Consider the following 23,071-nt stretch of genomic DNA (forward strand, 5'->3'; position numbering starts at 1 on the left):
AGGTGCGTTTTCAGTGTGGGTCACGTTTGCGGCCACGCGGTCAGTGCCGGCGGCATCTATAAAACGTGTGTCTCCTCATTGTTTCTCCGGTAGTCCAATGCTGGATTACCGCTTTTTTGGTGCTTCTCCCCAAATTCGTATTCCGGGCTTCTTCAACGCACCATCGTGGTGCCAAAGCTGCGCCATCATAACGCATTCGTATAAGAAAAGCGTAGTTTTTTATATACATTCACGAAATATATGTCAGCTATATACCAGTCTCGGCAGCCATAAGGAAATCGCAGGCACATAGGTAATCAGCAGCAGGAAGCCGATCATCGTCAGCAGCCAGGGCATCACCGCCACCGTCAGTTCGGAAATCCCCATCTTGGTGATACCGGACGCCACATACAGGTTCAGGCCCACCGGCGGATGGCACATGCCGACCTCCATGTTCACCACGATGATGATGCCGAAGTGGACCGGGTCGATGCCCAGCTGGACCGCGACCGGGAACAGGATCGGCGCCATGATCAGCACGATCGACGAAGGCTCCATCACGTTGCCGGCCAGGAGCAGCAGCAGGTTCACGACGATCAGGAAGCCGATCGGGCCCAGGCCCTGGCCGGTGAGCCAGCTGGCCATCGCCTGCGGCACGTTCTCGCTGGTCATCAGGAAGGAGAACAGCACGGCATTGGTGATGATATACAGGAGCATCGCCGACATCGCCGCCGAATCCAGCAGCACCTTGCCGACCTGCTTCAGCTTCAGGTCCTTGTAGACGTACACCGCGATGACGAAGGCGTACACCGCCGCGATGCCGGCCGCTTCGGTCGGCGTGAACACGCCGCTGTAGATGCCGCCCATGACGATCACGATCAGGAACAGGCCCCAGGCGCTGCGACGGAAGGCGGTCCAGCGCTCGCCCCAGGTGGCGCGCGGCATGCGCGGGTAGTCGCGCTTGCGTGCGATGGCCCAGGTGGTCACGCCCAGCATGCAGGCCAGCAGCAGGCCGGGCACCACGCCGGCCATGAACAGCTGGCCGACCGAGGTGTTGGTCGTCACCGAATACATCACCATCACGATCGAGGGCGGGATCAGGATGCCGAGCGCGCCCGAGGTGGTGACCACGCCGGCGCCGAAGCGCTTCGGGTAGCCCTGCTTGACCATGGCCGGCAGGATGATGGAACCGATCGCCACCACCGTCGCCGGGCTCGAGCCCGACACCGCCGCGAACAGCGCGCAGGCGAACACGCCGGCCAGCGCCAGGCCGCCATGGAAGTGGCCGACCATCGAGGTGGCGAAGTTGATCATGCGCCGCGCGACCCCGCCATGGGTGAGGAAGTTACCCGCCAGGATGAACAGCGGGATGGCCATGATCTCGAAATTGTCGATGCCGGTGAAGAGCTTCATCGCCACCGATTCGATCGGCACGTGCGTCATGGTGAACAGGAAGGTCAGCACCGTGAGGCCGAGCGCGATCGAGACCGGCATCCCGGTCAGCATCAGCAGGATCAGCAGGACGAAAATGATGGCGGCGTTCATGGAGCTTTCCTTGCTTCGTTGATTTCGTCTTCCAGTCCTTCGACGTAGGCGTGGTCATGCTTCGGCAGCGCGCCGGTGCGGACAAAAGTCCAGGTCACCTGCAGGAAGCGGAAGCACATCAGCCAGGAGCCGAGCGGCAGCGCCAGGTAGACGATCCACATCGGCAGCTCCATGTCGGGCGAGGTTTGCTCGGTGCCGGCCATGCGCCACACGAAGCTGGCGCCGAGCGTGCCGATGATGCCGGTGAACAGCGCGCCGGCCAGCAGGGCAATCACGACCATCTTGTTGCGCCAGCGCTCGGACAGGCGGTTGACCAGCACGTCGACGCCGACGTGGATGCCGGTGCGTACGCCGTAGGCGGCGCCGAACTTGGCCATCCACACGAACATGATGGTGCTGAGCTCCTGGGCCCAGCTGGTATTCAGGGAAATGAGCCAGTCCTGCATCGCCCCCAGGGGCAGGCCGGACAGGTAGCGGTGCAGCACCGCGATGAAGATGATGAAGGTGGCGCCGGCCATCAGGCTGGCGATGATCCACTCTTCCAGGCGGTTGAGGATTTTCATGGTGATTTGGACGGTGAGCGCGAAGCGGCACCGTCGTTCCCGCGCAGGCGGGAACCCAAGTTGGACGAGCAGTCGAGGTGCGCGCAGAACTTGGATCCCCGCCTTCGCGGGGATGACGTTGACAAGCTAGCGATTATCAGCGGGCGAAGTGGTTTGCCAGTATTACTGCACCGACGCAGTCGCCTTGTTGATCTGATTGATCAGATCCTGGCCGACCCGGTCCGCCATCTGCTTCTGCACCGGCAGCAGGGCCTTGCGCCATGCCGCCTGTTCCTGCGGGTTCAGGTTGTAGATGGTGGTCTTGCCGGCCTTGCGGATGGCTTCCAGGGCCATGTCGTTGTCCTGCTGGGCGATCGCCTTCTCGTATTTCGTGGCGTCGGCCATGGCCTGCTGCAGCTGGCCGCGGACGTCGGCCGGCAGGCCGTCCCAGAACTTCTTGTTGACGATGACCGCATAGCCCAGGTAGCCGTGGTTCGACACGGTCACGTGCTTCTGCACCTCATGCATCTTCTGGGTGTACATGTTCGACGGCGGGTTCTCGGTGCCATCCACCACGCCGGTCTGCAGCGCCTGGTAGACTTCCGAGAAGGCCAGCGCCTGCGGGTTGGCGCCCAGCGCGCGCATCTGCGCATCCAGCACCTTCGAGCTCTGGATGCGCATCTTCAGGCCGCGGAAGTCGGCCGGCATGTGCAGCGGCTTGTTGGCCGACATGACCTTGAAGCCGTTGTCCCAGTAGGCCAGGCCGGTGATGCCCTTCGGCTCCAGCTTCTGCATCAGGCTCTTGCCGATCGGTCCTTCGGTCACGGCGTACAGCGCGGCCTTGGTCGGGAAGATGTAGGGCAGGTCGAAGGCTTCGAATTCCTTCACGCCCAGCGGGCCGAACTTGGCCAGCGAAGGCGCCAGCATCTGCACGGCGCCCAGCTGCAGGGCCTCCAGTTCTTCCTTGTCCTTGTACAGCTGGCTGTTCGGGTAGACTTCGACCTTGACGCGGCCCTTGGTCATCTTCTCGGCCAGGTCCTTGAAGCGCTCGGCGGCGCGGCCCTTCGGCGTGTCGGTCGCCACCACGTGGCTGAACTTGATGATGATGGGGGCCTGGGCGAAGGCGTCCAGCGCGAAGCTGGCGCCGGCGAACAGGGCAAGTGCCGCGACCACGGATTTGATCTTCATTTTATCTCCTCTGTTATAAAAATAAGTATAGTTTTTGTATTTATCATGAGTCTGCTGAGCTTTCCTGTCGGTCGCTATTGTGGAAAACCACAATAGGCGGCTCAGCAGTAAAAGTATCACGTTATGCAATGAAAAACCCATTCTCGATTCCCCGGCCCGTGCCGGACGGTCCCTGGCGCTGGCTGGTGCCGGTGCTGCTGGTGCTGCTGTTCCTGCTCGTCCTGCTGTGGCTGCCCTGGCAGGCGCGCCAGATGGAGGCCAACGAGCGCCAGGAACAGCTGATCGCGGACACCCTCTGGGTCGAGCAGACCCTGCGCTTCGAACTGGCGCGCAGCGAGGAAGCGCTGGCCACCCTGGGCACGGACCTGTCGGCCGACGCCCCGCCCTCCCCGGCCGCCGTGCAGGCGCGCCTGGCGCAGATGTTCAAGAATGGCCACGAACTGCGCCGCATCGCCTGGCTGGACGCCGACGGCAAGCTGCTGGCCCTGCGCGGCAGCGAGCTGCCGGAAAGCGGGCTGACCCAGTCCTCGCGCGATGCCCAGACCATGGCGCGCAGCTCGCGCAACGGCCGCTACAGCGATGCCTACGGCGCCGGCCACGCCAGCGGCGGCCTGGTCGACTACCACCTGCCGCTCTACCGCCACGGCCAGTTTGCCGGCAGCCTGCTCGCCACCTACAACCTGCAAACCCTGCTCGACGAGAACGTGCCCTGGTGGTTCGCCCAGGACAACGCGCTGTCCCTGCTCGACCGCGACGACCGCATGGTGGCGCGCCGCGCCGCCGGCGGCCCGGGTCACGGCGTCTACACCCACAAGCGCGCGCTCGACCTGCCGGGCGCCCAGATCGCGCTGGCCACCGACAGCGTGAAAGGCGCGCCCAGGCTGCTCCCCAACCTGCTGGTCGGCTCGGTGATCGTGCTGGCCCTGGGCCTGGTGATCTCGCTGGCCGCGCTGTGGCGCCACATCGCGCGCACCATCGCCGCCGAGAACGCGCTGCGCCAGCAGATGGCCTTCCGCACCGCGATGGAAAACTCGCTGCTGACCGGCCTGCGCGCGCGCGACCTGGAGGGCCGCGTCACCTATGTCAACCCGGCCTTCTGCCGCATCGTCGGCCTGCCGGCCACCGACCTGCTGGGCAAGAAGCCGCCCATGCCCTACTGGGCGCCGGAGGCGATGGCCGACTACGAATACCGCTTCCGCAAGGTGCTCGAAGGCCAGCCGGTGCAGCAGTTCGAGACCGTGTTCCAGCGGCCGGACGGTACCCGCGTCCCGGTGCTGGTGTTCGAGGCCAAGCTGGTCGACAGCCATGGCCGCCACACCGGCTGGATGAGCTCCATCCTCGACATCACCGACCGCAAGCGCGCCGAGGAGCTGGCCCGCCAGCAGCAGGAAAAGCTGGAGACCAGCGCGCGCCTGGCGACCATGGGCGAGATCTCGTCGATGCTGGCGCACGAACTGAACCAGCCGCTGGCGGCGATCTCCAGCTACACCGCGGGCGCCTTGAACGTGCTGGATAAAGTCCGCGAGGAGGATGGCGCCGGGCCGGCCCCCTCGTCCTCGCTCGGCATGCTGAAGCGCGCGCTGGAGCAGGCCAACACGCAGGCGCGGCGCGCCGGCCAGATCATCCGCAGCGTGCACGAATTCGTGAAGAAGCGCGAGCCGCGCCGCGAGACGGTGATGGTGCCGCAGGTGATCGAGGGCATCCGCTCCCTGGTCGAGCTGCAGGCGCGCCAGAGCTACGTCACGCTGCACGTCAAGGTGGCGCCCGGCCTGCCGCAGGTAGAGGCCGACCGCGTGCTGCTCGAACAGGTGCTGCTGAACCTGACCCGCAACGCGATCGAGGCGATGCAGGCGATCGACCCGGAACGCCGCGTGCTGCGCATCGAAGCCGCGCATAACGAAGAGCTGGGACAGGTCTCGGTGTCGGTCGTCGACAATGGCCACGGGATCCCGCCGGAAGTGGCGGAGCGCCTGTTCTCGCCCTTCTTCTCGACCAAGGCCGAAGGCATGGGCATGGGCCTGTCGATCTGCCGCACGGCCATCGAATTCCACGGCGGGACCCTGACCCACGCCGACAATCCCGGCGGCGGCACGGTGTTCACGTTCACGCTGCAGCAGGCACAAGATAAAATAGCGAGCTGACCCAGGAGACCTCCATGCTGCATATCGTCGACGACGAAGACGTGATCCGCGATGCCCTCGAATGGCTAGCCCAGTCGCGCGGACTCGCCGCGCGCGGCTATGCCGGCGGCCAGGCCTTCCTCGACGCCCTCGGCAGCCAGCACGACGCCGGTGGCGAATGCGTGCTGCTGGATGTGCGCATGCCCGGCATGAACGGCATCGCGGTATTCGACCAGCTGGTGGCGCGCGGCCTGCTGGCGCGCCTGCCGGTGATCTTCCTGACCGGCCACGGCGAGGTGCCGATGGCGGTCGACTCGCTCAAGCGCGGCGCATTCGACTTCTTCGAAAAGCCCTTCAACGACAACCAGCTGATGGACCGCGTGGAGGAAGCGTTCGCGAAGTCGCGCCAGGCCGCCGCTTCCAGCGCGGTGCATGCGCGCCTGGCCACGCTGTCGGCGCGCGAACGCGAGGTGCTCGACCTGATCCTGGCCGGGAACATGAACAAGGTCGTGGCGGACAAGCTGGGCATCAGCATGCGCACGGTGGAAGTGCACCGCGCCCACATCTTCGACAAGATGCAGGTCAAGACGGCGGTCGAGCTGGCGGGCCTGCTCAAGTAGCCGCGCGCACGGCTGGTTCCGTGCCCGGCTTTTCTGCAGTTCGCTTGTAAAATCATCTGAACACGCCATGGTCAAACTGACCATGTAAAACATTTCTGAAGGAAATCAGATGAGCGAAAAGACGATTGCAGACAAGATGTTCCTGAGGAACGCGAAATCGATGCTGATCCTGAACGGGAACGTCCATCCAGGCATGGTGTCGCAGATGCCGCCCGAGCTGATCAAGAACGAGCAGGATCAGGTGGACGTGGTGCTGCTGTTCGCAATGAACCGCAAGGAACTCGAACAATTCTTCCCTACCGCCAAGGAACGCCTGGGCGACAAGGGCTCGATCTGGGTGGCCTATCTGAAGCAGACCGCGTCGAAGGCCACTGATATCAATCGCGACTCAATCAACGCGTTTGCGAAGGAAAACGGTATCACAGGCGTGGCCATGATTTCGATCGACGGCGACTGGTCAGCCCTGCGCATGAGGCGCATCGAAGTCTAGACCAGGTTCAGAGGCCGTGGCGTCGCAAAGCCCAGGCCACGTGTTCGCGCACCAGCGCCGACGGATGCTCTGAGCGGGCACGCAATGCGGCCACGATGCCTTCGTCGCCGCGCGCCGCATCGGCGGCGTTCCCCATGCCCACCGCCAGGTTGCGCAGCCAGCGCTCATGCCCGATGCGGCGGATCGGGCTGCCCTCCATGCGGCGCTTGAATTCTTCCTCTTCCCACCCGAACAGTTCCACCAGGCTGGCCCCGCCCAGGCCGTGGCGCGCGTCGAAATCCGGCAGCACGGCGCGCTGCGCAAACTTGTTCCAGGGGCAGGCCAGCTGGCAATCGTCGCAGCCGTAAATGCGGTTGCCGATCAGCGGCCGCAGGTCTTCCGGGATACTGCCTTTCAGCTCGATCGTCAGATAGGAAATGCAGCGCCGCGCGTCCAGCCGGCCCGGCCCCAGGATCGCCCCGGTCGGACAGGCCGTGATGCAGGCCTCGCACTGGCCGCAATGGGCCCCGGTGGGCTCGTCGATGGGCAGCGCCAGGTCGACCAGGATTTCGCCGATGAAGAAGGTGGAGCCGGCCTCGCGCGACAAAAGCAGGGTGTGCTTGCCGCGCCAGCCGAGTCCCGATTTCTCGGCCAGCGGCAATTCCATCACCGGCGCCGAATCCGTGAACACACGGAATCCCAGCTCACCCACGGCCACTTTCACCTTGTCGGCCAGGGCCTGCAGCCGGTTGCGCAGCACCTTGTGGTAGTCGCGTCCGCGGGCATACACCGAGACCACGGCGGCGGCCGGATCCTGCTGGCGCAGGCGCTCCTTTGCGCGCCAGTCGGCGTCCGTGTCCATGGGCAGGTAATCCATGCGCGCCACGATCGCGCGCACCGTGCCCGGCACCAGTTCCGCCGGCCGGGCGCGCTTCATGCCGTGGCTTGCCATATAATCCATCTCGCCGTGATGGCCGGCGTCCAGCCAGGCCTGCAGGCCGGCTTCGTGGCGGGAGAGGTCGACGTCCGTGATGCGGACCTCGGCAAAGCCCAGTTCCGCACCCCATGCCTTGATGGCGCGCGCGAGTTCGTGAAGATCGGCAAACATCCATCCATTTTAAATCCCGCAGCACCTATGCAACAACTGAACGCTTACCTCGAGGACGAATCCGCAACCCAGGCCCTGGGCGGCGCCCTCGCGCGCGCCGTCGTACCCGGCCTCGTGATCTACCTGCATGGCGACCTCGGCGCCGGCAAGACGGCCCTGACGCGCGCCCTGCTGCACGCGGCCGGCCACAAGGGCGCCGTGAAAAGCCCGACCTACACGCTGTCCGAGCCTTACCGCATCAGCCTCGATGGACAAAGCGTCAACCTGATCCACTACGACCTCTACCGCATGTCCAGCCCCGAGGAATTCCTCGACGCGGGCTTCCGCGAAGACTTCGACGGCAGCAACATCTGCATCGTCGAATGGCCGGAAAAAGGCGAGCCGGTGTTGCCGCCACCCGACGTCCGGGTATTGCTTACCGTCAGCGGCCACGGCCGTGCTGTAGAATTGCAGGCGTTGTCCGACTTGGGCCTGCTATGCCTCGAACGCCTGCACTACCCCCCGACTCCCTGATTCCCGGTTCTCCCCAGCGTCGCACGGTCCTGAAAGCCGGCGGCACGCTGCTGCTGTCCGTGCTCGGCGCCGGGCTCGCCCCCTCGTCCGCGCGCGCCGCGCAGATCATGGCGGTGCGCGTCTGGCCGGCCGACGAGTACACCCGCATCACCCTGGAAAACGACGGCGACCTGAAAGCCACCCACCTCATGCTGGCCAATCCGCCGCGCCTGGTGGTCGACATCGACGGCCTGTCCCTCAACGAGACCCTGAAAAGCCTGGTCGCCAAGGTCGAATCGAACGATCCCTACATCGAGCATGTCCGGGTCGCCCAGAACCGCCCGAACGTGGTGCGCCTGGTGTTCGACCTCAAGGAAGAGGTCAAGCCGCAGGTGTTCAACCTGGCCCCGGTGGCCGGCTACAAGCACCGCCTGATCTTCGATTTGTATCCGGTACGCGCCGTCGACCCGCTGGCGGCCATGATCAAAAAAGAGAACTGGTCGGACAGCGGCGTCCCGGCCGCCACGCCGACGCCGGCGCCGCAACCGGGCGACGCCACCATCGGCAAGGCCGGCCCGGACGCCATCGCCAGGCTGGAAGCCGACGCCGCCCGCGCCGGCAGCACCCCGGCGCAGCCGCAGCCGAGCGCGCCACAATCCCAGCCCCAGCCGCCCACCCAGCCCAGGCCGGCCGGCAATGGCGGCAAGGTGGCGCGCATGGTGACCATCGCCCTCGATCCCGGCCATGGCGGCGAGGACCCGGGCGCGACCGGCGCCACCGGCGTGCACGAGAAGGACATCGTGCTGGCGGTCGCCAAGCGTTTGAAAGGCAAGCTGGAAGAGCTGCCGAACACGCGCGTGATGCTGACCCGCGACGCCGACTTCTTCGTGCCGCTCGGCCAGCGCGTGGAAAAAGCGCGGAAGGTGCAGGCCGACCTGTTCGTCTCGATCCACGCGGACGCCTTCATCCAGCCGTCCGCGCGCGGCTCCTCGGTATTCGTGCTGTCGGAAAAAGGCGCGACCTCGAGCGCGGCGCGCTGGCTGGCGAACGACCAGAACAAGGCCGACCTGATCGGCGGCGTCAACCTCGGCACCCAGGACAAGCAGCTGGCCAGCGTGCTGTTCGACCTGTCGACCACGGCCCAGATCAACGACAGCATGAAGCTCGGCAAAGCCGTGCTCAGCGAGATCGGCGGCATCAACCGCCTGCACAAGGGTGCGGTCGAGCAGGCCGGCTTCGCGGTGTTGAAAGCCCCGGACATCCCCTCGATCCTGGTCGAAACGGCTTTCATTTCGAACCCGGAAGAGGAAGCGCGGCTAAAGGACGACGCCTACCAGAACCAGCTGGCGGACGCGATCACGAAAGGCATCAAGCGCTACTTCGCGTACAATCCGCCGCTGGCGAAGGGCCGAACCGCTTGACGCCTGCCGAGTCTTAGTCAGAGGAGGATTCAGCCGTGAGCGCATCGACTATCGAATACGGGCAATTGCCCGCAATACTGCTACGTGCGCCTGACGGCGCCGAAGCGACCATCACCTTGTACGGCGCCCACCTGGTGTCGTGGAAGCCCCTATCCGGCACCCCGGCGCCGGCCCAGGAACGCATGTTCATGAGCCGCCTGTCCGCACTCGACGGCAGGCGCGCCATCCGCGGCGGCGTGCCGGTGATCTTCCCGCAATTTGCCGAACGCGGCGAAGGCATGCGCCACGGCTTCGCGCGCACCAGCACCTGGCGCGTGCTCGACAGCGGCGAGCAGGACGGCGCCGCCTTCGCCGTGCTGGGCCTGAACCAGGCCGACCTCGCGCCGCAGGCATCGAGCGCCTGGGCCTATCCCTTCGAACTGGCGCTGCGCGTCAGCGTGCACGGCGCCGAGCTCGGCATGACGCTCGAGGTGCGCAACATCGGCACCCACCCCTTCCCCTTCGCCGCCGCGCTGCACACCTACCACCTGGTCGACGACGTCGAAGCCGTGCGCATCGAGGGAGTGCAGGCCGAGACCCTGGCCGTGACCGACAAGCTGGACCAGGTGTTCACGGACATCGCCGGCTCCATTCGCTGCGACAACGGCGCCGACAAATTGCTGCTGCGGCAGACGGGATTTACGGATGCGGTGGTGTGGAACCCGGGGCCGGCGGATGCGGCGGCGCTGGCGGATATGGAGGATGAGGAGTACCGGAACTTCGTTTGTATCGAGCCGGCCTTGCTGGGGCCGCTGACCTTGGCGCCGGGTGGGGTTTGGCGGGGAGAGTACCGGATTAGTCCGGCAGTCTAAAAGCCGTCGTTCCCGCGGCCTGTTAAGGTCATTCCCGCGAAGGCGGGAATCCAAGTTGCATGCGTTTCGATAGCTCATGCAAACTTGGAGGGATAGCGCCAGTGGCGCTATCCCGCCTCCGCGGGGACGACGTGCACACGCTAACGGCCTCAGTTCGACTCTTTAATCATCCGCCCAGCCGTCGACTGCACCGGCCGCGCATTCAAGGGATACAACCTCGAAAACAGCGCCATCTGCGCCGGCGACGCCTGGCGCGGCTGCTTGAACACCAGCCACAGCACGCCTTCGGCGCACGGCGGCTCGGTCATCGAACCCATGTAAGTAAAGTAGTCGCGCTTCTCGGGCAGCGCATCGATCGGATTGATCACGATCGAAGGCGCCACCACCTCATTCTTCTCCAGCGGCAGATTGTCCCAGACGGTCTGCATCAGGCTGTGCGGCTGGCCGCGCTCGAGCAGCACGGCGACGATCGCGATCTTGCCATCGTAACTCTTGTGCACCAGATGCATGACCATCTCGGTGCCCTTGCCGTTGATGCGCTCTTCCGACGGACGGTGGAAGTGGAACTGCTGCAGTTCATAGGTCTGGTTGCCGACCGTGATGAAATTGCCGCCGCCGACTGTCACCTGGATGGTGTGGCCATTGTTAACCTCGTTGAACGAGGACGGGTGGTAGTCGAAGCCGATCTGCTCGAGGTTGACCTTGATGCCGTCGCGCAGGTCGATCGGCGACTGGCGGTTGCCGGTGCCGCACTTGGCCCAGTCGACATTGATCTTCGACCAATTGGCCGGGCCGAGTTCACCCTCATACGACCAGACGGTGCCGTGCTTGGGCGCGGCGGCCAGAATCGCGGCGGCGGCCGCGGCCTTTTCTTCGTCGCGGCGTTTGGTGTCGGCCACCTTCTTCGCGCGCGCGGCCGCAGTGGCGCGCGCCTGCTGGCGTTCGCGCAGCTCGGCGAGGCGCTCGGCGATCTTGGCCGACAGGGCGACTTCGGCTTCCTGCTCCTTGTCGTCGTCGACCGGTGCGGCTTTCCTGGCCGGGGTCTCTTTCTTGGCCGGGGTCTCGGTCTTGCCCGGCACGGGCTCCTTGGCCGCGTCCCTGGCCATCTGTTCCTTGGTCGGCATCGAGGCCGACGCCGGCTTCGACACCGAGGCCGCGAGTTTGGCTGCCGCGGCGGGGGCAGGATCGTTCGCGCTTGCGCTCAGGACGACGCAGCTGCAAGCGATCAGGGCGATCAGGTTACGCATGGGATTCCAGTAGTGTTGCTGTCCTCTGCTTTATCGGCGCAACCGACAGTAAACTTGAGGTACTGAGTTGAGTCCGTCGGGCAACTTTCATCGGTGATGCCGTAAACGCAAAACGCGCCGGCGATGCGGCGCGTTTTGCGGACGATGCGGAGCGGGCGTTTTAACGGCTCATCATGCGGCGGCCAAACTTGTACAGGCCGCCCAGCGCCAGCGGCACCACGGCTGCGCCGACGCCGACCAGCACGATCGCGGTCAGGTGGTCGCGCACGACGGGGATGTTGCCGAAGAAGTAACCGGCGGTCACCAGACCAGCCACCCACAGCACCGCGCCAGTGATGTTGAACATCTGGAAACGGGTATGCGTCATGTCCGAGACGCCGGCCACGAAAGGCGCGAAGGTGCGCACCACTGGCACGAAGCGCGCCAGGATGATGGTCTTGCCGCCATGTTTTTCGAAGAAGTCATGGGTGCGCTGCAGCGCATCCTTGTTCAGCCAGCGGTAATCGTGGGTAAAGACGCGGTGGCCGATGGCCCCGCCGATGTAATAGTTCAGCGTATTGCCGGTGACGGCAGCAATGATCAACAGCAGCATCAGCAGCGGATAACTCATCTCGCCGGTGGCGCAGAAGGCGCCGGCAATGAACAGCAGGGTGTCGCCGGGGAAGAAGAACAGCACCACGAGACCGGTCTCGCAGAACACGATCGCGAACAGGACCGCATAGACATACACACCGTACTGGGCCAGCAGGGTGCCCAGGGTTTTATCGACATGCAGAAGCATGTCGAAGACTTGCATCAGATCCATAATCATCCTAAATGGTAGCGCCGCATCATACCATCAGACCGCATCCAGAAAATGGCGGGATCGTCAACTTCATCGGGAGAATTTGCACTTTCCGGATTACAATCCTTCGCACAATAATGACAAGGAGACACAGATGTCCTACCCGAAAGTTAGTGTTGCCCTGGCCTTGGGCATTGCCGCCCTGCTGGCTTCGCATGCCGGTGCAGCGGAGAAGAAGACCGAGAAAGAGCTGGCGCCCAGACCCAGCGTCGGCGATGTGCTGAAAGGCTCGAAGCCGGGCGACTGGCGTCCGCTGGACCCCGAGAACACCCTGTATCTGGAGCTGCCGGGCGGCCGGGTGGTGATCGAACTGGCGCCTGCGTTTGCGCCGAACCATGCCAGGAACATCAAGGCCCTGGCGCGCGAGCACTACTACGACGGCCTGGCGATCATCCGCTCGCAGGACAATTTCGTGGTGCAGTGGGGCGACCCGCACGAGGACGACGACAAGGTGCGCAAGGTGAAGGACGCGCAGAAGACCCTGGCGGCCGAGTTCACGGTGCCCCTATCGAATGACAGGCAATTCACGCGCATGCGCGACGTCGACGGCTTCGCGCCGCAGATCGGCCATTCGAACGGCTTCCCGGTCGGGCGCGACCCGAAAGCGGGCCAGACCTGGCTGACGCACTGCTACGGCATGGTCGGCGTGGCCCGCGGCAACGAGTCGGACAGCGGCGGCGGCACCAGCCTCTACGTCGTCACCGGCCAGGCCCCGCGCCAGCTGGACCGCAACATCACCGTGGTCGGCCGCGTCGTGGCCGGCATGCCGCTACTGTCGACCCTGCCGCGCGGCCCGGCGCCGATGGGCTTCTACGACAAACCGGAGCTGCAGGTGCCGATCATGGCGGTGAAGGTCGCCGCCGACGTCCCCGAAGCCGAGCGCGCCCACCTGGAAGTCATGCGCACCGAAGGCGCCACCTACCAGGCGGTGCTGGACGCCCAACGCAACCGCGGCGGCCCGTGGAACAAGTATTCGCCAAGTTACCTCGACCTCTGCAACGCACAGATTCCCGTGCGCGAACAGAAACCTTGATCTGGCTAAAACCGGGGTCAGACCCCGATTTTGGGAAATTGCCAAAAATCGGGGTCTGACCCCGGTTTGGTGAAAATCAAACACTGGGCATTGGCGGCTGGGCGCCGAGCTATAATTTGTGCATGAACGCCCCGGCCCCCACCCACCGCCCCATCCAGCAGCTCCCCGACCAGCTCATCTCGCAGATCGCCGCCGGCGAAGTCGTCGAGCGGCCCTCGGCCGTGGTCAAGGAATTGCTGGAAAACGCGCTCGACGCCGGCGCCACCCAGGTCACGGTCCGTCTCGAAGAAGGCGGCGTGAAGCGCATCGCCATCACCGACAACGGCAAGGGTATTCCGCCCGAAGAGCTGCCGCTCGCGCTGGCGCGCCACGCGACCTCGAAGATCGCCTCGCTGACCGACCTCGAAAACGTCAACACGCTCGGCTTCCGCGGCGAAGCGCTGGCCTCGATCGCTTCGGTCGCAGCCGTGAGCATCACCTCGCGCACCGCCGACGCGGCCCACGCCTGGGAGATCGTCGGCTCGCACCAGGGCACGGTCTCGCCGTCGTCGGGCGCCTTCGGCACCACGATCGACGTGCAGGACCTGTACTTCAACACGCCGGCGCGCCGCAAGTTTTTGAAGTCGGAGCAGACCGAATATGGCCATTGCGCCGAAGTCGTGCGCCGCATCGCGCTGGCGCGCCCGGACGTCTCGTTCAGCCTGACCCACAACGGCCGCACCATCGACCACTGGAACGTCAGCGAAGCGGCCAAGCGCAGCGCCCAGATCCTCGGCAACGACTTCGCCGAAGCGCGGCTGCAGCTGGATGAAAGCGCCGGCCCGCTGCGCCTGCAAGGCTACGTCGGCCTGCCGACCGCCTCCAAGGCGCGCGCCGACGGCCAGTTCTTCTACGTGAACGGCCGCTTCGTGCGCGACAAGCTGCTGGTCCACGCGGTCAAAGCCGCCTACGAGGACGTGCTGCACGGCGACCGCTTCCCGTCCTACGTGCTGGCGCTGGAGCTGGACCCGGCCATGGTCGACGTCAACGTCCACCCCTCGAAGATCGAAGTGCGCTTCCGCGACAGCCGCGCCGTCCACCAGTTCGTGTTCCACGCGGTGCAGCGCGCGCTGGCCCAGACCTCGGCCACCTCGCACGGCAATGCGCCGGCCCCGGTCAGCGCGGCCGAGATCACGCCCTCGTCGGGCGCGTCCTGGGGCGGCGGCTTCGGGCGCGATTCCGGCGGCGGCGCAAGCCCGGCCTGGCGCCGTCCGCACGAACAGACCTCGTTCGGCTCGCAGCTGTCGTCGACCTATTCGCCCTCGCCCTTCCCGGCCGGCAGCCGCTGGGATGCGCCGTCCAGTGGCGGCTCCGGCGGCGGCGTGGCCCAGCGCACCGAGAGCTATGGCGCGCTGTTCACGGGCCTCAAGTCCGAAGACGCGGCGCCATCGCTGGCGAAGACCGGGTTCGAGCTGCCGCCCACGACCGCGCCTGCGCACGACGACGACTTCCCGCTCGGCTTCGCCCTCGCCCAGCTGCACGGCATCTACATCCTCGCGCAGAACCGCAAGGGCCTGGTGCTGGTCGACATGCACGCGGCGCACGAGCGCATCCTGTACGAGCAGCTGAAGAACGCGCTCGACGCCCAGGCCGGCGGCGAGCAGATGCAGGTGCAGCAGATGCTGATCCCGGTGACCTTCTTCGCCGACGCCATCGAGGTCGGCACCGTCGAGGAACACCAGGAAACCCTGAAGGCGCTGGGCTTCGACATCGCCGCCGTCTCGCCGACCACGCTGGCGGTGCGCGCCGTGCCGATCCTGCTGAAGAACGCCGACGCCCAGACGCTGGCGCGCGACGTCCTGCGCGACGTCCGCGAATACGGCGGCTCGCGCGTGCTGATCGAGCGCCGCAACGAACTGCTCGGCACCCTCGCCTGCCACACGGCGGTACGCGCCAACCGCATCCTCTCGGTGCAGGAGATGAATGCCCTGCTGCGCCAGATGGAAGCGACCGAGCGCGCCGACCAGTGCAACCACGGCCGCCCGACCTGGGTGCAGCTGGAGATCTCCGCTCTGGACAAGCTGTTCCTGCGCGGGCAATAAAGACTTATGACTGTGAATCACAAATCGATGGCAGTGGCCATCATGGGCCCGACCGCGTCCGGCAAGACCGCCGCCGCACTCGCCATCGCAAGGCAGATGCCGGTCGAGATCATCTCGGTCGACTCGGCCCTGGTCTACCGCGAGATGGACATCGGCACCGCCAAGCCGACCGCCGAAGAACTGGCCAGCGTGCCGCATCACCTGATCGACATCATCGACCCGCTCGAGTCCTATTCGGTGATGCAGTTCCGCGAAGACGCGATCCGGCTGGTGGCCGAGATCCAGGCCCGCGGCAAGCTGCCGCTGCTGGTCGGCGGCACGATGATGTACTTTAAAGGCCTCGTCGACGGCCTCGACGACCTGCCGACCGCCGATGCGCTGGTGCGCGCGCGCATCGACGAGGAGGCGGCGCGCATCGGCTGGCCGGGCATGCATGCGAAGCTGCGCGAACTCGATCCGGTGACGGCCGACCGCCTGGCGCCGAACGACGCCCAGCGCATCAACCGCGCGCTCGAGATCATCGAATTGAGCGGCAAACCGATGTCGGAACTGCTGGCGCGGCGCGAGAAGACTTCGCTGCCGTTCGAGCTGCTGTCGTTTGCACTGGAGCCGTCGGACCGTGCGGTCCTGCACAAGCGCATCGCGCTGCGTTTCGACCAGATGCTGGGCGAGCGCGACGACGACGGCATCGTGGCGGAAGTTTTAAAGCTGCGCGCACGCGGGGACCTGAGCCTGAATTTGCCGTCGATGCGTTGCGTGGGCTACCGCCAGAGCTGGGAATACCTGGACGGCCTGTATGGCCGCGAGCAGCTGCGCGAAAACGGCATCGTCGCCACGCGCCAGCTGGCCAAGCGCCAGCTGACCTGGCTGCGCTCGATGCCGGAGCGGATCGTGGTCGATTGTCTGGCCAAGGATGCAACGGACCAGCTTCTTGGCGCGCTGGACAAGCACATTCGAAGCGCGTAACCTTGACAGTCTTGTGTGCGGACGGCATAATGCCCTCCGCTTTGGTGATATAGCTCAGTTGGTTAGAGCACAGCACTCATAATGCTGGGGTCGGTGGTTCAAGTCCACCTATCACCACCAGATTTCAAGCGAGATGGCTTGGCTTTCACCGGCTAAGCCATTTTGTTTTAGTAGCTGTTTTCGGTGATATAGCTCAGTTGGTTAGAGCACAGCACTCATAATGCTGGGGTCGGTGGTTCAAGTCCACCTATCACCACCAAAATTTGGTACGTCATCAACGGCTTAGCCTTTCTCGGGCTAGGCCGTTTTTGTTTTTCTCGTATCGGATCGCTACCCTGCAAGCATCAGACAGCGCCTGAGGTTTCATCTAAACCAAATGGCTCGCCGGTAAAAGTCAGCCTCAATCAACGAAACTTCACGTGGAAATCCTGTGAATCGGTACAGTTGATTGTAGGCAAAATTTCTGTTGCCGTTAGCAAACATACTGTGCTCTCCAAGCAGGTCGATTGACTTCAACAAGGAGCCCAGAGCATGAAACGCTACAGTCCGAAAACAAGGCAGCAAGGCCAGGGGATGACTGAATACATCATCATCGTTGCCCTGATTGCAGTTGCAGCGATTGCCGTTTACCAGCTGTTTGGCGCTACCGTCAGGAACCAGACGGCAGGCATTGCGATGGAAGTGGCTGGGAAAGATGGCAAGGATGCGATCAAGGCTGCCGGTAACGCTGCTACCAAGGCTGCGGACCGAGCAAAGAGCGCAGAAGTGAACTCGCTGTCCTCCTATGGTGACCAAGCAACGGCAGGCAAGCAGGGTGGCGAATAATTGCCGTTACTCGCACCGCGCTACCCGGGCGCGGTCGTACATCCTCGCACGGCAGCAAGGGCAAGCTCTCATTTTCGGCCTGTTTACACTGGCAGGAGGGCTTGTCGCGCTGTTCTTCCTTTTCAATACAGGCCAACTCACGGCGGAGAAAACAAAGCTGGTCAACACCGCCGATGCAGTCGTCTATAGCGCTGGCGTCATGCACGCACGCGCACTGAACTTCGATGCCTATACCAATCGGGCATTGGTGGCAAACGAAGTGATGATTGCCCAGGCAGTGAGCATGGCGTCCTGGACGGCCTATGTTTCCGAGCATGCGCAAAGCGCGCAAACGCTGATGAATTGCCGGAATCAATTTGCCGTGCCGGTCGGCCTACTGCTGTTGACCTATGTACCGGCTTGCTATGCCTTGGGCCTTGCACCCGGTCCAAGCGCTACTGCCATGCTGAGCCAATTTGTTCCAACTGCCGCGCAGGCCGTTGTGACCACCGCAGAACTGGCCAAAGCAGCATTGCAGGCAGCGCAGGTGAACATGGCTGCAGACCTATTCCTTGCACGTAAGTCATTGATGCAGGAAGTGGCAGACGCGAACTATGTAAATGACGGCGAGGTCCATGTCGACAATATACCGCTGACAGATGATTTCGGGCTTCTAGGCGCCAACTTCATTACCCGCTATGCGGACAAGGATCGTACTCGTATCAAGGACCTTACCGTCAAAGCTGCGAACCAGGATCAATTCGTGCAGCAGCGATCATGGACGTCGGCCAATGGCATGCCCTGCATATTGGGCAATAAGGCTGAGTTTCGCAGGCGAGGCGCCACGGAATTGATCGGATTCGACGAATGGCGCGCGATGGACACTGCATCGCTCCATACATGGACCTTCCACATCCATTTGTTCTCCACGAGTTGCGATGAGGACGAGACGCCGCTTGGCGTAGGCAGCCAAGCGGCAGCAAACAGTCATAGCGGCGGGGACAACGGATTTGGTGGCTCGAGGTCGGACAATCCTGTCGCAAGCGCCTATGAAAGCAGCAACGACTGGAAATACACTGGGCTGCCAAGATTTTACGACCTGAAGCAAAGTGCATTGCAGGCGACTGAAGATTCGCCTCCCCTGCTTCGATTTGCCATCCGATTGACGAGAGCAAAGGATCAGGCTGCGACTTCCGAAGGCAGGTCTGGCGTGAAACCATCGGGCAGACTGGCCAGGTTCGACAGCAAGCTCGCCTCCGATGTGCTGGCGGCGGTTTCGACATCGGAAGTCTTTTTCCGGCGGCCGGTTCCACGCAACGATGGCAAAACCGAACTCGCCAGCTTGTTCAATCCATATTGGCAAGTTCACCTCGTTTCCACATCAAGCGTTGATATTGCAAAGGCAATCGCGCTGGGAGGACCTCGATGAGCACGAACCGAATTACCACGATCTGCGTTATTCGTGGCAGCCGACTGCGTCACGCCATCTGGTTATTGCTGGCATGGGCGGGATTGATCTCGTCGAGCGCCCAGGCCGCGACGCAAGGCGAAACCGCGCTGGCAAACTCACCGCTCCCCCACGAAAGGATTGGTACAAGCAGAGAGCCGGTGAAGGTTCACTGGGTACGCCTGCAAGGCTATTTCGACGGCACGAAGGGCCATGCAGCCATGTTGGACGAATTGAAGGCCGACGTTCAGAACTGCATCCATGCAGCGCAGCTCGCCGGTCGCGAGACTCGACCACCGCAGGTCTGGCCGGATTACGTCCAGAGTACCCAAAGCGACACTTATGATGCTGCGAATAGAACGATTACATACGCGACCACGCTCCTTTACACCTACGACCACGCCAATTGCAGCCTGGTTGAAAACCGTCGGGTAACAGCGAAACTCGCATCCGCCAAGGGAGTTTGCGATATCGACCTCGCCAACAAGACGGCACACGGGGTCTGTGACACGCGTGCCCATGCTGACACGCCGGCACAGACTCACATCGGCCCACAAGCACATGCAGCTGGCGAACGAGCAGTATCGCCCAACGCTCAAATGCGAGCTGCCTTGGCGGCCATGGAACAAGCAATGAAGCAGTACGGGCCGGTCAAGACGGGGGAGCACAAGACGATCGCCGGCATCGACTGCGAGGTGATGACGCATGTCCTTGGTACAGATGGCACAGCCTGTATCTCGCAGAGCGGTTCGTTTGCAGGCTGGCATGCCGGTACCGGATCGACCGGGTCCGGCCTGGAGCTTGAGTTATCTGGTGTCGGTGGGCTGAACGCGCGCGCTACCAAGGCACAACTCGATGCACCGGTGAATACGGCAGTGTTTGCGCCCTATCTGGCCAGCGGCTTCCAAGTAGGCAATATCACAAAGCGCAAATGAGCCGGCGCCTTAAAGCAGCGCATACAAGTGGGCAAGCGCTGACCGAATTCCTGGTAGTGGCGCTGGCGCTGGTCCCACTCTTTCTGCTGATGCCCATGATCGCGAAATACCAGGACCTCGTCCACCAGACGCAAATGGCCAGCCGCTACGTCGCGTTCGATGCAAGCGCGCGTAACGAATGGCAAAACAGTTGGAAGGACCCCGGCCAACTGGCTGGGGAAGTGCGCCGCCGGTTTTATAGCAATCCCGACGCCCCCATCAAGACGAACGATACTGCCGGCAACTTCGACGCTCACCGAAATCTCTTCTGGCGCGGCCCGACCGACGAACCATTGATCGCCGACTTCGACAAGGACGTATCGATCAGCTTCGGCGAAGCCAGGAGCGCATCCCGGCCTGACGGCCTCAAGAGCGCAAAGGACGGCGATCCCTTCAACAAGATTGGCGGCACGGATGTGTCAACCAACATCGCCGACCAGCTCAGCCTGAAAGCAAACGGCATCTTTTCAGGCAATGTCAGTGTCAAGCTGGCCAATACGCCGGATTTCCTCAAATCCTATCAACCGTTCGACAAGATCGATCTGGCGATAACCCGTCACACCAGTTTGGTTGTCAATGGCTGGGATGCCGACTCGCCGGGCAAAGTCGTTGAACGTATCGATAGCAAGTTGCTGGTGCCAGGCTCCTTGCTTAGACCGATCGCGTCGGTAAGTAGCTGCAGAGCATAATTGATGCAGGCAACAGCGGCAAGAAGACCGTCACCACTTGGCACTACGAAGGGCCGCACCTTATCGCCATCGACGATCCAAACCAGGCAGAGCGTTACGACTATGATGGGGAGGGCCGCGTCAGCGCAAAGAACATCATCCTCAAGCTCACCGGTGGTGCCCAAGTCAGCATGACGACGCGCTACCGCTACGATGCCATGGGTAGGCTGGCCGGTGTTAGCCTGCCCGATGGCAGCACGCTCAAATACCGGCGCAACGCGCAAAACCAGATCACTGCACTCGAGCGCAGCCGTGCTTGTAGCCAGTGGCTGTGCTGGTTGCGCCCGCAGCAAACTATCGTACAGAATCTCGAGCGCGATGTCGTGGGGCTGAAGCACTTGACCTACGGTAACGGCATCGAGGCATACTACCAGCGCAGTCAGGAAGGCAACTTGGCGCGCATTGTCTATCGCGACCCACGGCTACCGGTACTACACGAGAAAAGCAGCCGCATGCTGGAAGCCATCCTGAGCATCAACCCTGCGTCGGAGATGCCTGCTGTCACAGCGGATGCAAAGCGACCGACGCTTCCCGGCGCGCTCGGGCTTCTACCCGACCCGCAAGCACTGCTCGACCACCGTTACCTCTGGGATGCGCAAGGGAATCTGCTGCATACGCGCGACAGAGACGCAGCAAGCAGCTATGCGTACGATACACGTGATCGCCTTATCGCAGCAGCGGCCGGGCCGATTGCCAGCTTTTCCCGCTACCACTACGACGGTAATGGCAATCGTCTGTTGGCGCAGGAAGGGCTCGCGGACCAGAACGACCTCCGCGGCAATACTGTCAAGACCAGCTATCCCCAAAGAGGGAACTTCTGGCAAACCCAGACGAGAGACGCTAGCTTGGAAGACGCGCATTACGACGCCGAAGGCCAACCGGAGCGGCTCGGCCACCGCAGCTTCGTGTGGGACGCAACCGGAAGACTGTTGGAGGTCCGCGAAGGGCAGCAAGTACTGGCGCGTTACCGCTACAACCACCGGGGCGAGCGGATCGAGAAAACTGCAGGGGCTTCGCACACATATTATATGTATGAAGACCGCAAGCTTGTGGCCGAACTGGACGGCAAGGGGGTGCTAAGGCGCCAATATGTCTATTTGGCTGAACAGCCCGTGGCTGTCATTGACACTACGATTGACGTGACCGAAGGCGCCACCGGCACGGCGTCTAGAGGTTTTATGGCCACCATCGCTACCCTCTGGCGCGTCTGGTTCGGCGTGGGCGAGACTACCGTCTACCTGCACAGCAACCATCTTGGCGCTACAGAGATGGCTACGGATGCGAGAGGCAAGCCCATCTGGCAAGCGGCGTACAGTCCTTTCGGTAAGCTCATGCCAACGGTCACGCAGAGGAAGCCCGCCCTGAATGTGCCCAACTTTGAGCTGAATTTACGCCTGCCAGGACAGTACGCTGATAAGGAAACCGGGCTGCACTACAACGACCGCCGTTACTACGATCCCGCTCAAGGTCGCTACCTTACGCCCGACCCACTGGGCCTGCACGGAGGCTCCAACCCCTTTATCTATGTGAACGACAATCCATTGAGATACATTGATCCTCAGGGCCTGATCCTGTTTGCATTTGATGGGACTGGAAATTCGGAAACGCCGCCTGCTGCCGATTCAATATCAAACGTGCGAAAATTTTTGAGCGCCTACGACGAAAAGGTAAACGGTCCAAAGTACTACATCACCGGCATCGGCACTACGAATAAGGACATGCAATATGAAGGTAGCATATACAACGGTGATGGCTTCGACCAGCGCGTGGCACTCGGATTCAGCTTTCTAAACACCTTTATTCGCACCGTCCCCGGAAATGAAATCTTAGATATCGACGTTATTGGCTTCAGTCGAGGTGCGGCAGAAGCGCGCGCATGGGTCAACCAACTGGTAAGCAAATTAAAAAATGGTGCCTATACCTTCGAGGGCACGAGCCGCTGCATTAACCTCAGATTCGAGGGCTTATGGGATACTGTTCCGCATCTTGGCGCCATTCTTAACGATGAAAATAAATATGACTTCGGAATTCCTTCACAAGTTAAATATGCAGTGCATGCTGTCGCGCTCAATGAACACCGAGGTGGCACGACTCATTTTAACGGTCGTTCCATCTTGAACTCTCCCTCATCACCTAATACTAATAACCGGATTGAAATAGGTTTTGTCGGCAGCCATGCCGATATTGGAGGTGGTTATGGAACCGGCGACCTCTCAGATGCCGCATTAATGTGGGTTGTACAGCAAGCCAAGGGCCAAGGAATCAAGTTTAATGACAAGACAATTTCTAACGCTGGATGGGACAAGATTACCAATCCTATTCTTCACGATAAGAGCCGTAACAATACGCACCGACTAGGAGATCCTCCCTCAGTCGACGAAAGGCAGTTCATTTACGGCAATGGAAAAAGCGTGAATCAAGCCGACGCTATCGTCGGCAGCAATAACACAGCATGGGCACGAGGCTTCGTATCATACTACCGGACTGCTTGTGGCAAGGACGGGAATGTCGCTGTTGGGCAGGTAGACATGGCCAAATACAGTAAGTGGCTCACTACTCAGGGAGTTAGCATAAGCTACACAGGTCTTTCGCCTACACCGCTATGCAACTAG

General features: G+C 62.7%; 20 protein-coding genes and 2 tRNA genes. 16 read left to right on the top strand and 6 right to left on the bottom strand.

Annotated elements, in window-relative coordinates; translation table 11 throughout:
* Window positions 1-243: 243 nt before the first annotated feature.
* From ACFPO9_RS23590 to ACFPO9_RS23600, 3 genes are all read right to left on the bottom strand, one after another.
* Window positions 244-1,524 carry a TRAP transporter large permease gene (locus ACFPO9_RS23590; protein WP_379775703.1) on the bottom strand — a complete coding sequence of 427 codons (1,281 nt, stop codon included), beginning with the start codon at window positions 1,522-1,524 and terminating at the stop codon, window positions 244-246.
* On the bottom strand, window positions 1,521-2,087 hold the full coding sequence (locus tag ACFPO9_RS23595; protein WP_379775706.1) for a TRAP transporter small permease: 567 nt from the start codon (window positions 2,085-2,087) through the stop codon (window positions 1,521-1,523). The genes ACFPO9_RS23590 and ACFPO9_RS23595 overlap by 4 nt, the downstream gene beginning before the upstream one ends.
* Window positions 2,088-2,249: 162 nt before the next feature.
* Window positions 2,250-3,254, bottom strand: coding sequence for a TRAP transporter substrate-binding protein (locus ACFPO9_RS23600; protein ID WP_379775709.1), 1,005 nt, complete (start codon window positions 3,252-3,254; stop codon window positions 2,250-2,252).
* Between the two features lie 128 nt (window positions 3,255-3,382).
* Here ACFPO9_RS23600 and ACFPO9_RS23605 point away from each other — a divergent pair, with 128 nt between their 5' ends.
* From ACFPO9_RS23605 to ACFPO9_RS23615, 3 genes are all read left to right on the top strand, one after another.
* Window positions 3,383-5,395, top strand: a complete 2,013-nt coding sequence (locus tag ACFPO9_RS23605; protein ID WP_379775712.1) for an ATP-binding protein — start codon at window positions 3,383-3,385, stop codon at window positions 5,393-5,395.
* A 14-nt stretch (window positions 5,396-5,409) separates the two neighbouring features.
* On the top strand, window positions 5,410-5,994 hold the full coding sequence (locus ACFPO9_RS23610) for a response regulator transcription factor (RefSeq protein ID WP_379775715.1): 585 nt from the start codon (window positions 5,410-5,412) through the stop codon (window positions 5,992-5,994).
* A gap of 109 nt (window positions 5,995-6,103) precedes the next feature.
* Window positions 6,104-6,484: a DUF3052 family protein gene (locus ACFPO9_RS23615; protein ID WP_379775717.1), complete on the top strand. Its 381-nt coding sequence runs from the start codon at window positions 6,104-6,106 to the stop codon at window positions 6,482-6,484.
* A 7-nt stretch (window positions 6,485-6,491) separates the two neighbouring features.
* Here the strand turns inward: ACFPO9_RS23615 and queG are convergent, their stop codons facing one another.
* Window positions 6,492-7,571: a tRNA epoxyqueuosine(34) reductase QueG gene (gene queG / locus ACFPO9_RS23620; RefSeq protein WP_379775720.1), complete on the bottom strand. Its 1,080-nt coding sequence runs from the start codon at window positions 7,569-7,571 to the stop codon at window positions 6,492-6,494.
* A 27-nt stretch (window positions 7,572-7,598) separates the two neighbouring features.
* Here queG and tsaE point away from each other — a divergent pair, with 27 nt between their 5' ends.
* From tsaE to ACFPO9_RS23635, 3 genes are read left to right on the top strand one after another with little or no spacing between them, the layout of a single operon-like run.
* Window positions 7,599-8,084 carry a tRNA (adenosine(37)-N6)-threonylcarbamoyltransferase complex ATPase subunit type 1 TsaE gene (gene tsaE, locus ACFPO9_RS23625; RefSeq protein WP_379775723.1) on the top strand — a complete coding sequence of 162 codons (486 nt, stop codon included), beginning with the start codon at window positions 7,599-7,601 and terminating at the stop codon, window positions 8,082-8,084.
* Complete coding sequence (locus ACFPO9_RS23630) at window positions 8,048-9,484, top strand: N-acetylmuramoyl-L-alanine amidase (RefSeq protein WP_379775726.1); 1,437 nt, start codon at window positions 8,048-8,050, stop codon at window positions 9,482-9,484. Before tsaE ends, ACFPO9_RS23630 begins: the two co-directional genes overlap by 37 nt.
* A gap of 35 nt (window positions 9,485-9,519) precedes the next feature.
* Window positions 9,520-10,335, top strand: a complete 816-nt coding sequence (locus tag ACFPO9_RS23635) for a D-hexose-6-phosphate mutarotase (protein ID WP_379775729.1) — start codon at window positions 9,520-9,522, stop codon at window positions 10,333-10,335.
* Between the two features lie 149 nt (window positions 10,336-10,484).
* Here the strand turns inward: ACFPO9_RS23635 and ACFPO9_RS23640 are convergent, their stop codons facing one another.
* Entirely contained in the window at window positions 10,485-11,582 is a 1,098-nt protein-coding gene (locus ACFPO9_RS23640) for a carbonic anhydrase (protein WP_379775732.1), read from the bottom strand.
* A gap of 160 nt (window positions 11,583-11,742) precedes the next feature.
* Entirely contained in the window at window positions 11,743-12,387 is a 645-nt protein-coding gene (locus tag ACFPO9_RS23645) for a VTT domain-containing protein (protein ID WP_379775735.1), read from the bottom strand.
* A 133-nt stretch (window positions 12,388-12,520) separates the two neighbouring features.
* Here ACFPO9_RS23645 and ACFPO9_RS23650 point away from each other — a divergent pair, with 133 nt between their 5' ends.
* From ACFPO9_RS23650 to ACFPO9_RS23695, 10 genes are all read left to right on the top strand, one after another.
* Entirely contained in the window at window positions 12,521-13,459 is a 939-nt protein-coding gene (locus ACFPO9_RS23650) for a peptidylprolyl isomerase (protein WP_379775738.1), read from the top strand.
* Between the two features lie 122 nt (window positions 13,460-13,581).
* Window positions 13,582-15,540, top strand: a complete 1,959-nt coding sequence (gene mutL / locus ACFPO9_RS23655; protein WP_379775741.1) for a DNA mismatch repair endonuclease MutL — start codon at window positions 13,582-13,584, stop codon at window positions 15,538-15,540.
* A gap of 6 nt (window positions 15,541-15,546) precedes the next feature.
* Window positions 15,547-16,506 carry a tRNA (adenosine(37)-N6)-dimethylallyltransferase MiaA gene (gene miaA / locus ACFPO9_RS23660; RefSeq protein ID WP_379775744.1) on the top strand — a complete coding sequence of 320 codons (960 nt, stop codon included), beginning with the start codon at window positions 15,547-15,549 and terminating at the stop codon, window positions 16,504-16,506.
* Window positions 16,507-16,549: 43 nt separating this feature from the next.
* Window positions 16,550-16,626: transfer RNA gene (locus ACFPO9_RS23665), tRNA-Met, on the top strand.
* Window positions 16,627-16,688: 62 nt separating this feature from the next.
* Window positions 16,689-16,765: transfer RNA gene (locus tag ACFPO9_RS23670), tRNA-Met, on the top strand.
* Between the two features lie 272 nt (window positions 16,766-17,037).
* Complete coding sequence (locus tag ACFPO9_RS23675) at window positions 17,038-17,331, top strand: hypothetical protein (protein WP_379775747.1); 294 nt, start codon at window positions 17,038-17,040, stop codon at window positions 17,329-17,331.
* On the top strand, window positions 17,291-18,739 hold the full coding sequence (locus ACFPO9_RS23680; protein WP_379775749.1) for a pilus assembly protein TadG-related protein: 1,449 nt from the start codon (window positions 17,291-17,293) through the stop codon (window positions 18,737-18,739). The genes ACFPO9_RS23675 and ACFPO9_RS23680 overlap by 41 nt, the downstream gene beginning before the upstream one ends.
* Window positions 18,736-19,692 (top strand): hypothetical protein, encoded by a 957-nt coding sequence (locus tag ACFPO9_RS23685; RefSeq protein ID WP_379775752.1) that lies wholly within the window; start codon window positions 18,736-18,738, stop codon window positions 19,690-19,692. Before ACFPO9_RS23680 ends, ACFPO9_RS23685 begins: the two co-directional genes overlap by 4 nt.
* Window positions 19,689-20,420 carry a hypothetical protein gene (locus ACFPO9_RS23690; RefSeq protein WP_379775754.1) on the top strand — a complete coding sequence of 244 codons (732 nt, stop codon included), beginning with the start codon at window positions 19,689-19,691 and terminating at the stop codon, window positions 20,418-20,420. Before ACFPO9_RS23685 ends, ACFPO9_RS23690 begins: the two co-directional genes overlap by 4 nt.
* 170 nt (window positions 20,421-20,590) lie before the next feature.
* Window positions 20,591-23,071: a phospholipase effector Tle1 domain-containing protein gene (locus tag ACFPO9_RS23695; protein ID WP_379775757.1), complete on the top strand. Its 2,481-nt coding sequence runs from the start codon at window positions 20,591-20,593 to the stop codon at window positions 23,069-23,071.

This window comes from Massilia aerilata (assembly GCF_042656905.1).
GTDB lineage: Bacteria > Pseudomonadota > Gammaproteobacteria > Burkholderiales > Burkholderiaceae_D > Telluria > Telluria aerilata.

Bases quoted from the DNA above. Each gene is read 5' to 3' on its own strand.
- miaA (WP_379775744.1), top strand. From the start codon at position 15,547: ATGACTGTGAATCACAAATCGATGGCAGTGGCCATCATGGGCCCGACC.
- ACFPO9_RS23685 (WP_379775752.1), top strand. From the start codon at position 18,736: ATGAGCACGAACCGAATTACCACGATCTGCGTTATTCGTGGCAGCCGA.
- ACFPO9_RS23640 (WP_379775732.1), bottom strand. From the start codon at position 11,582: ATGCGTAACCTGATCGCCCTGATCGCTTGCAGCTGCGTCGTCCTGAGC.
- ACFPO9_RS23680 (WP_379775749.1), top strand. From the start codon at position 17,291: ATGGTGACCAAGCAACGGCAGGCAAGCAGGGTGGCGAATAATTGCCGT.
- queG (WP_379775720.1), bottom strand. From the start codon at position 7,571: ATGTTTGCCGATCTTCACGAACTCGCGCGCGCCATCAAGGCATGGGGT.
- ACFPO9_RS23695 (WP_379775757.1), top strand. From the start codon at position 20,591: ATGACGACGCGCTACCGCTACGATGCCATGGGTAGGCTGGCCGGTGTT.
- tsaE (WP_379775723.1), top strand. From the start codon at position 7,599: ATGCAACAACTGAACGCTTACCTCGAGGACGAATCCGCAACCCAGGCC.
- ACFPO9_RS23595 (WP_379775706.1), bottom strand. From the start codon at position 2,087: ATGAAAATCCTCAACCGCCTGGAAGAGTGGATCATCGCCAGCCTGATG.
- ACFPO9_RS23675 (WP_379775747.1), top strand. From the start codon at position 17,038: ATGAAACGCTACAGTCCGAAAACAAGGCAGCAAGGCCAGGGGATGACT.
- ACFPO9_RS23645 (WP_379775735.1), bottom strand. From the start codon at position 12,387: ATGGATCTGATGCAAGTCTTCGACATGCTTCTGCATGTCGATAAAACC.
- ACFPO9_RS23605 (WP_379775712.1), top strand. From the start codon at position 3,383: ATGAAAAACCCATTCTCGATTCCCCGGCCCGTGCCGGACGGTCCCTGG.
- ACFPO9_RS23615 (WP_379775717.1), top strand. From the start codon at position 6,104: ATGAGCGAAAAGACGATTGCAGACAAGATGTTCCTGAGGAACGCGAAA.
- ACFPO9_RS23690 (WP_379775754.1), top strand. From the start codon at position 19,689: ATGAGCCGGCGCCTTAAAGCAGCGCATACAAGTGGGCAAGCGCTGACC.
- ACFPO9_RS23650 (WP_379775738.1), top strand. From the start codon at position 12,521: ATGTCCTACCCGAAAGTTAGTGTTGCCCTGGCCTTGGGCATTGCCGCC.
- ACFPO9_RS23630 (WP_379775726.1), top strand. From the start codon at position 8,048: ATGCCTCGAACGCCTGCACTACCCCCCGACTCCCTGATTCCCGGTTCT.
- mutL (WP_379775741.1), top strand. From the start codon at position 13,582: ATGAACGCCCCGGCCCCCACCCACCGCCCCATCCAGCAGCTCCCCGAC.
- ACFPO9_RS23590 (WP_379775703.1), bottom strand. From the start codon at position 1,524: ATGAACGCCGCCATCATTTTCGTCCTGCTGATCCTGCTGATGCTGACC.
- ACFPO9_RS23600 (WP_379775709.1), bottom strand. From the start codon at position 3,254: ATGAAGATCAAATCCGTGGTCGCGGCACTTGCCCTGTTCGCCGGCGCC.
- ACFPO9_RS23610 (WP_379775715.1), top strand. From the start codon at position 5,410: ATGCTGCATATCGTCGACGACGAAGACGTGATCCGCGATGCCCTCGAA.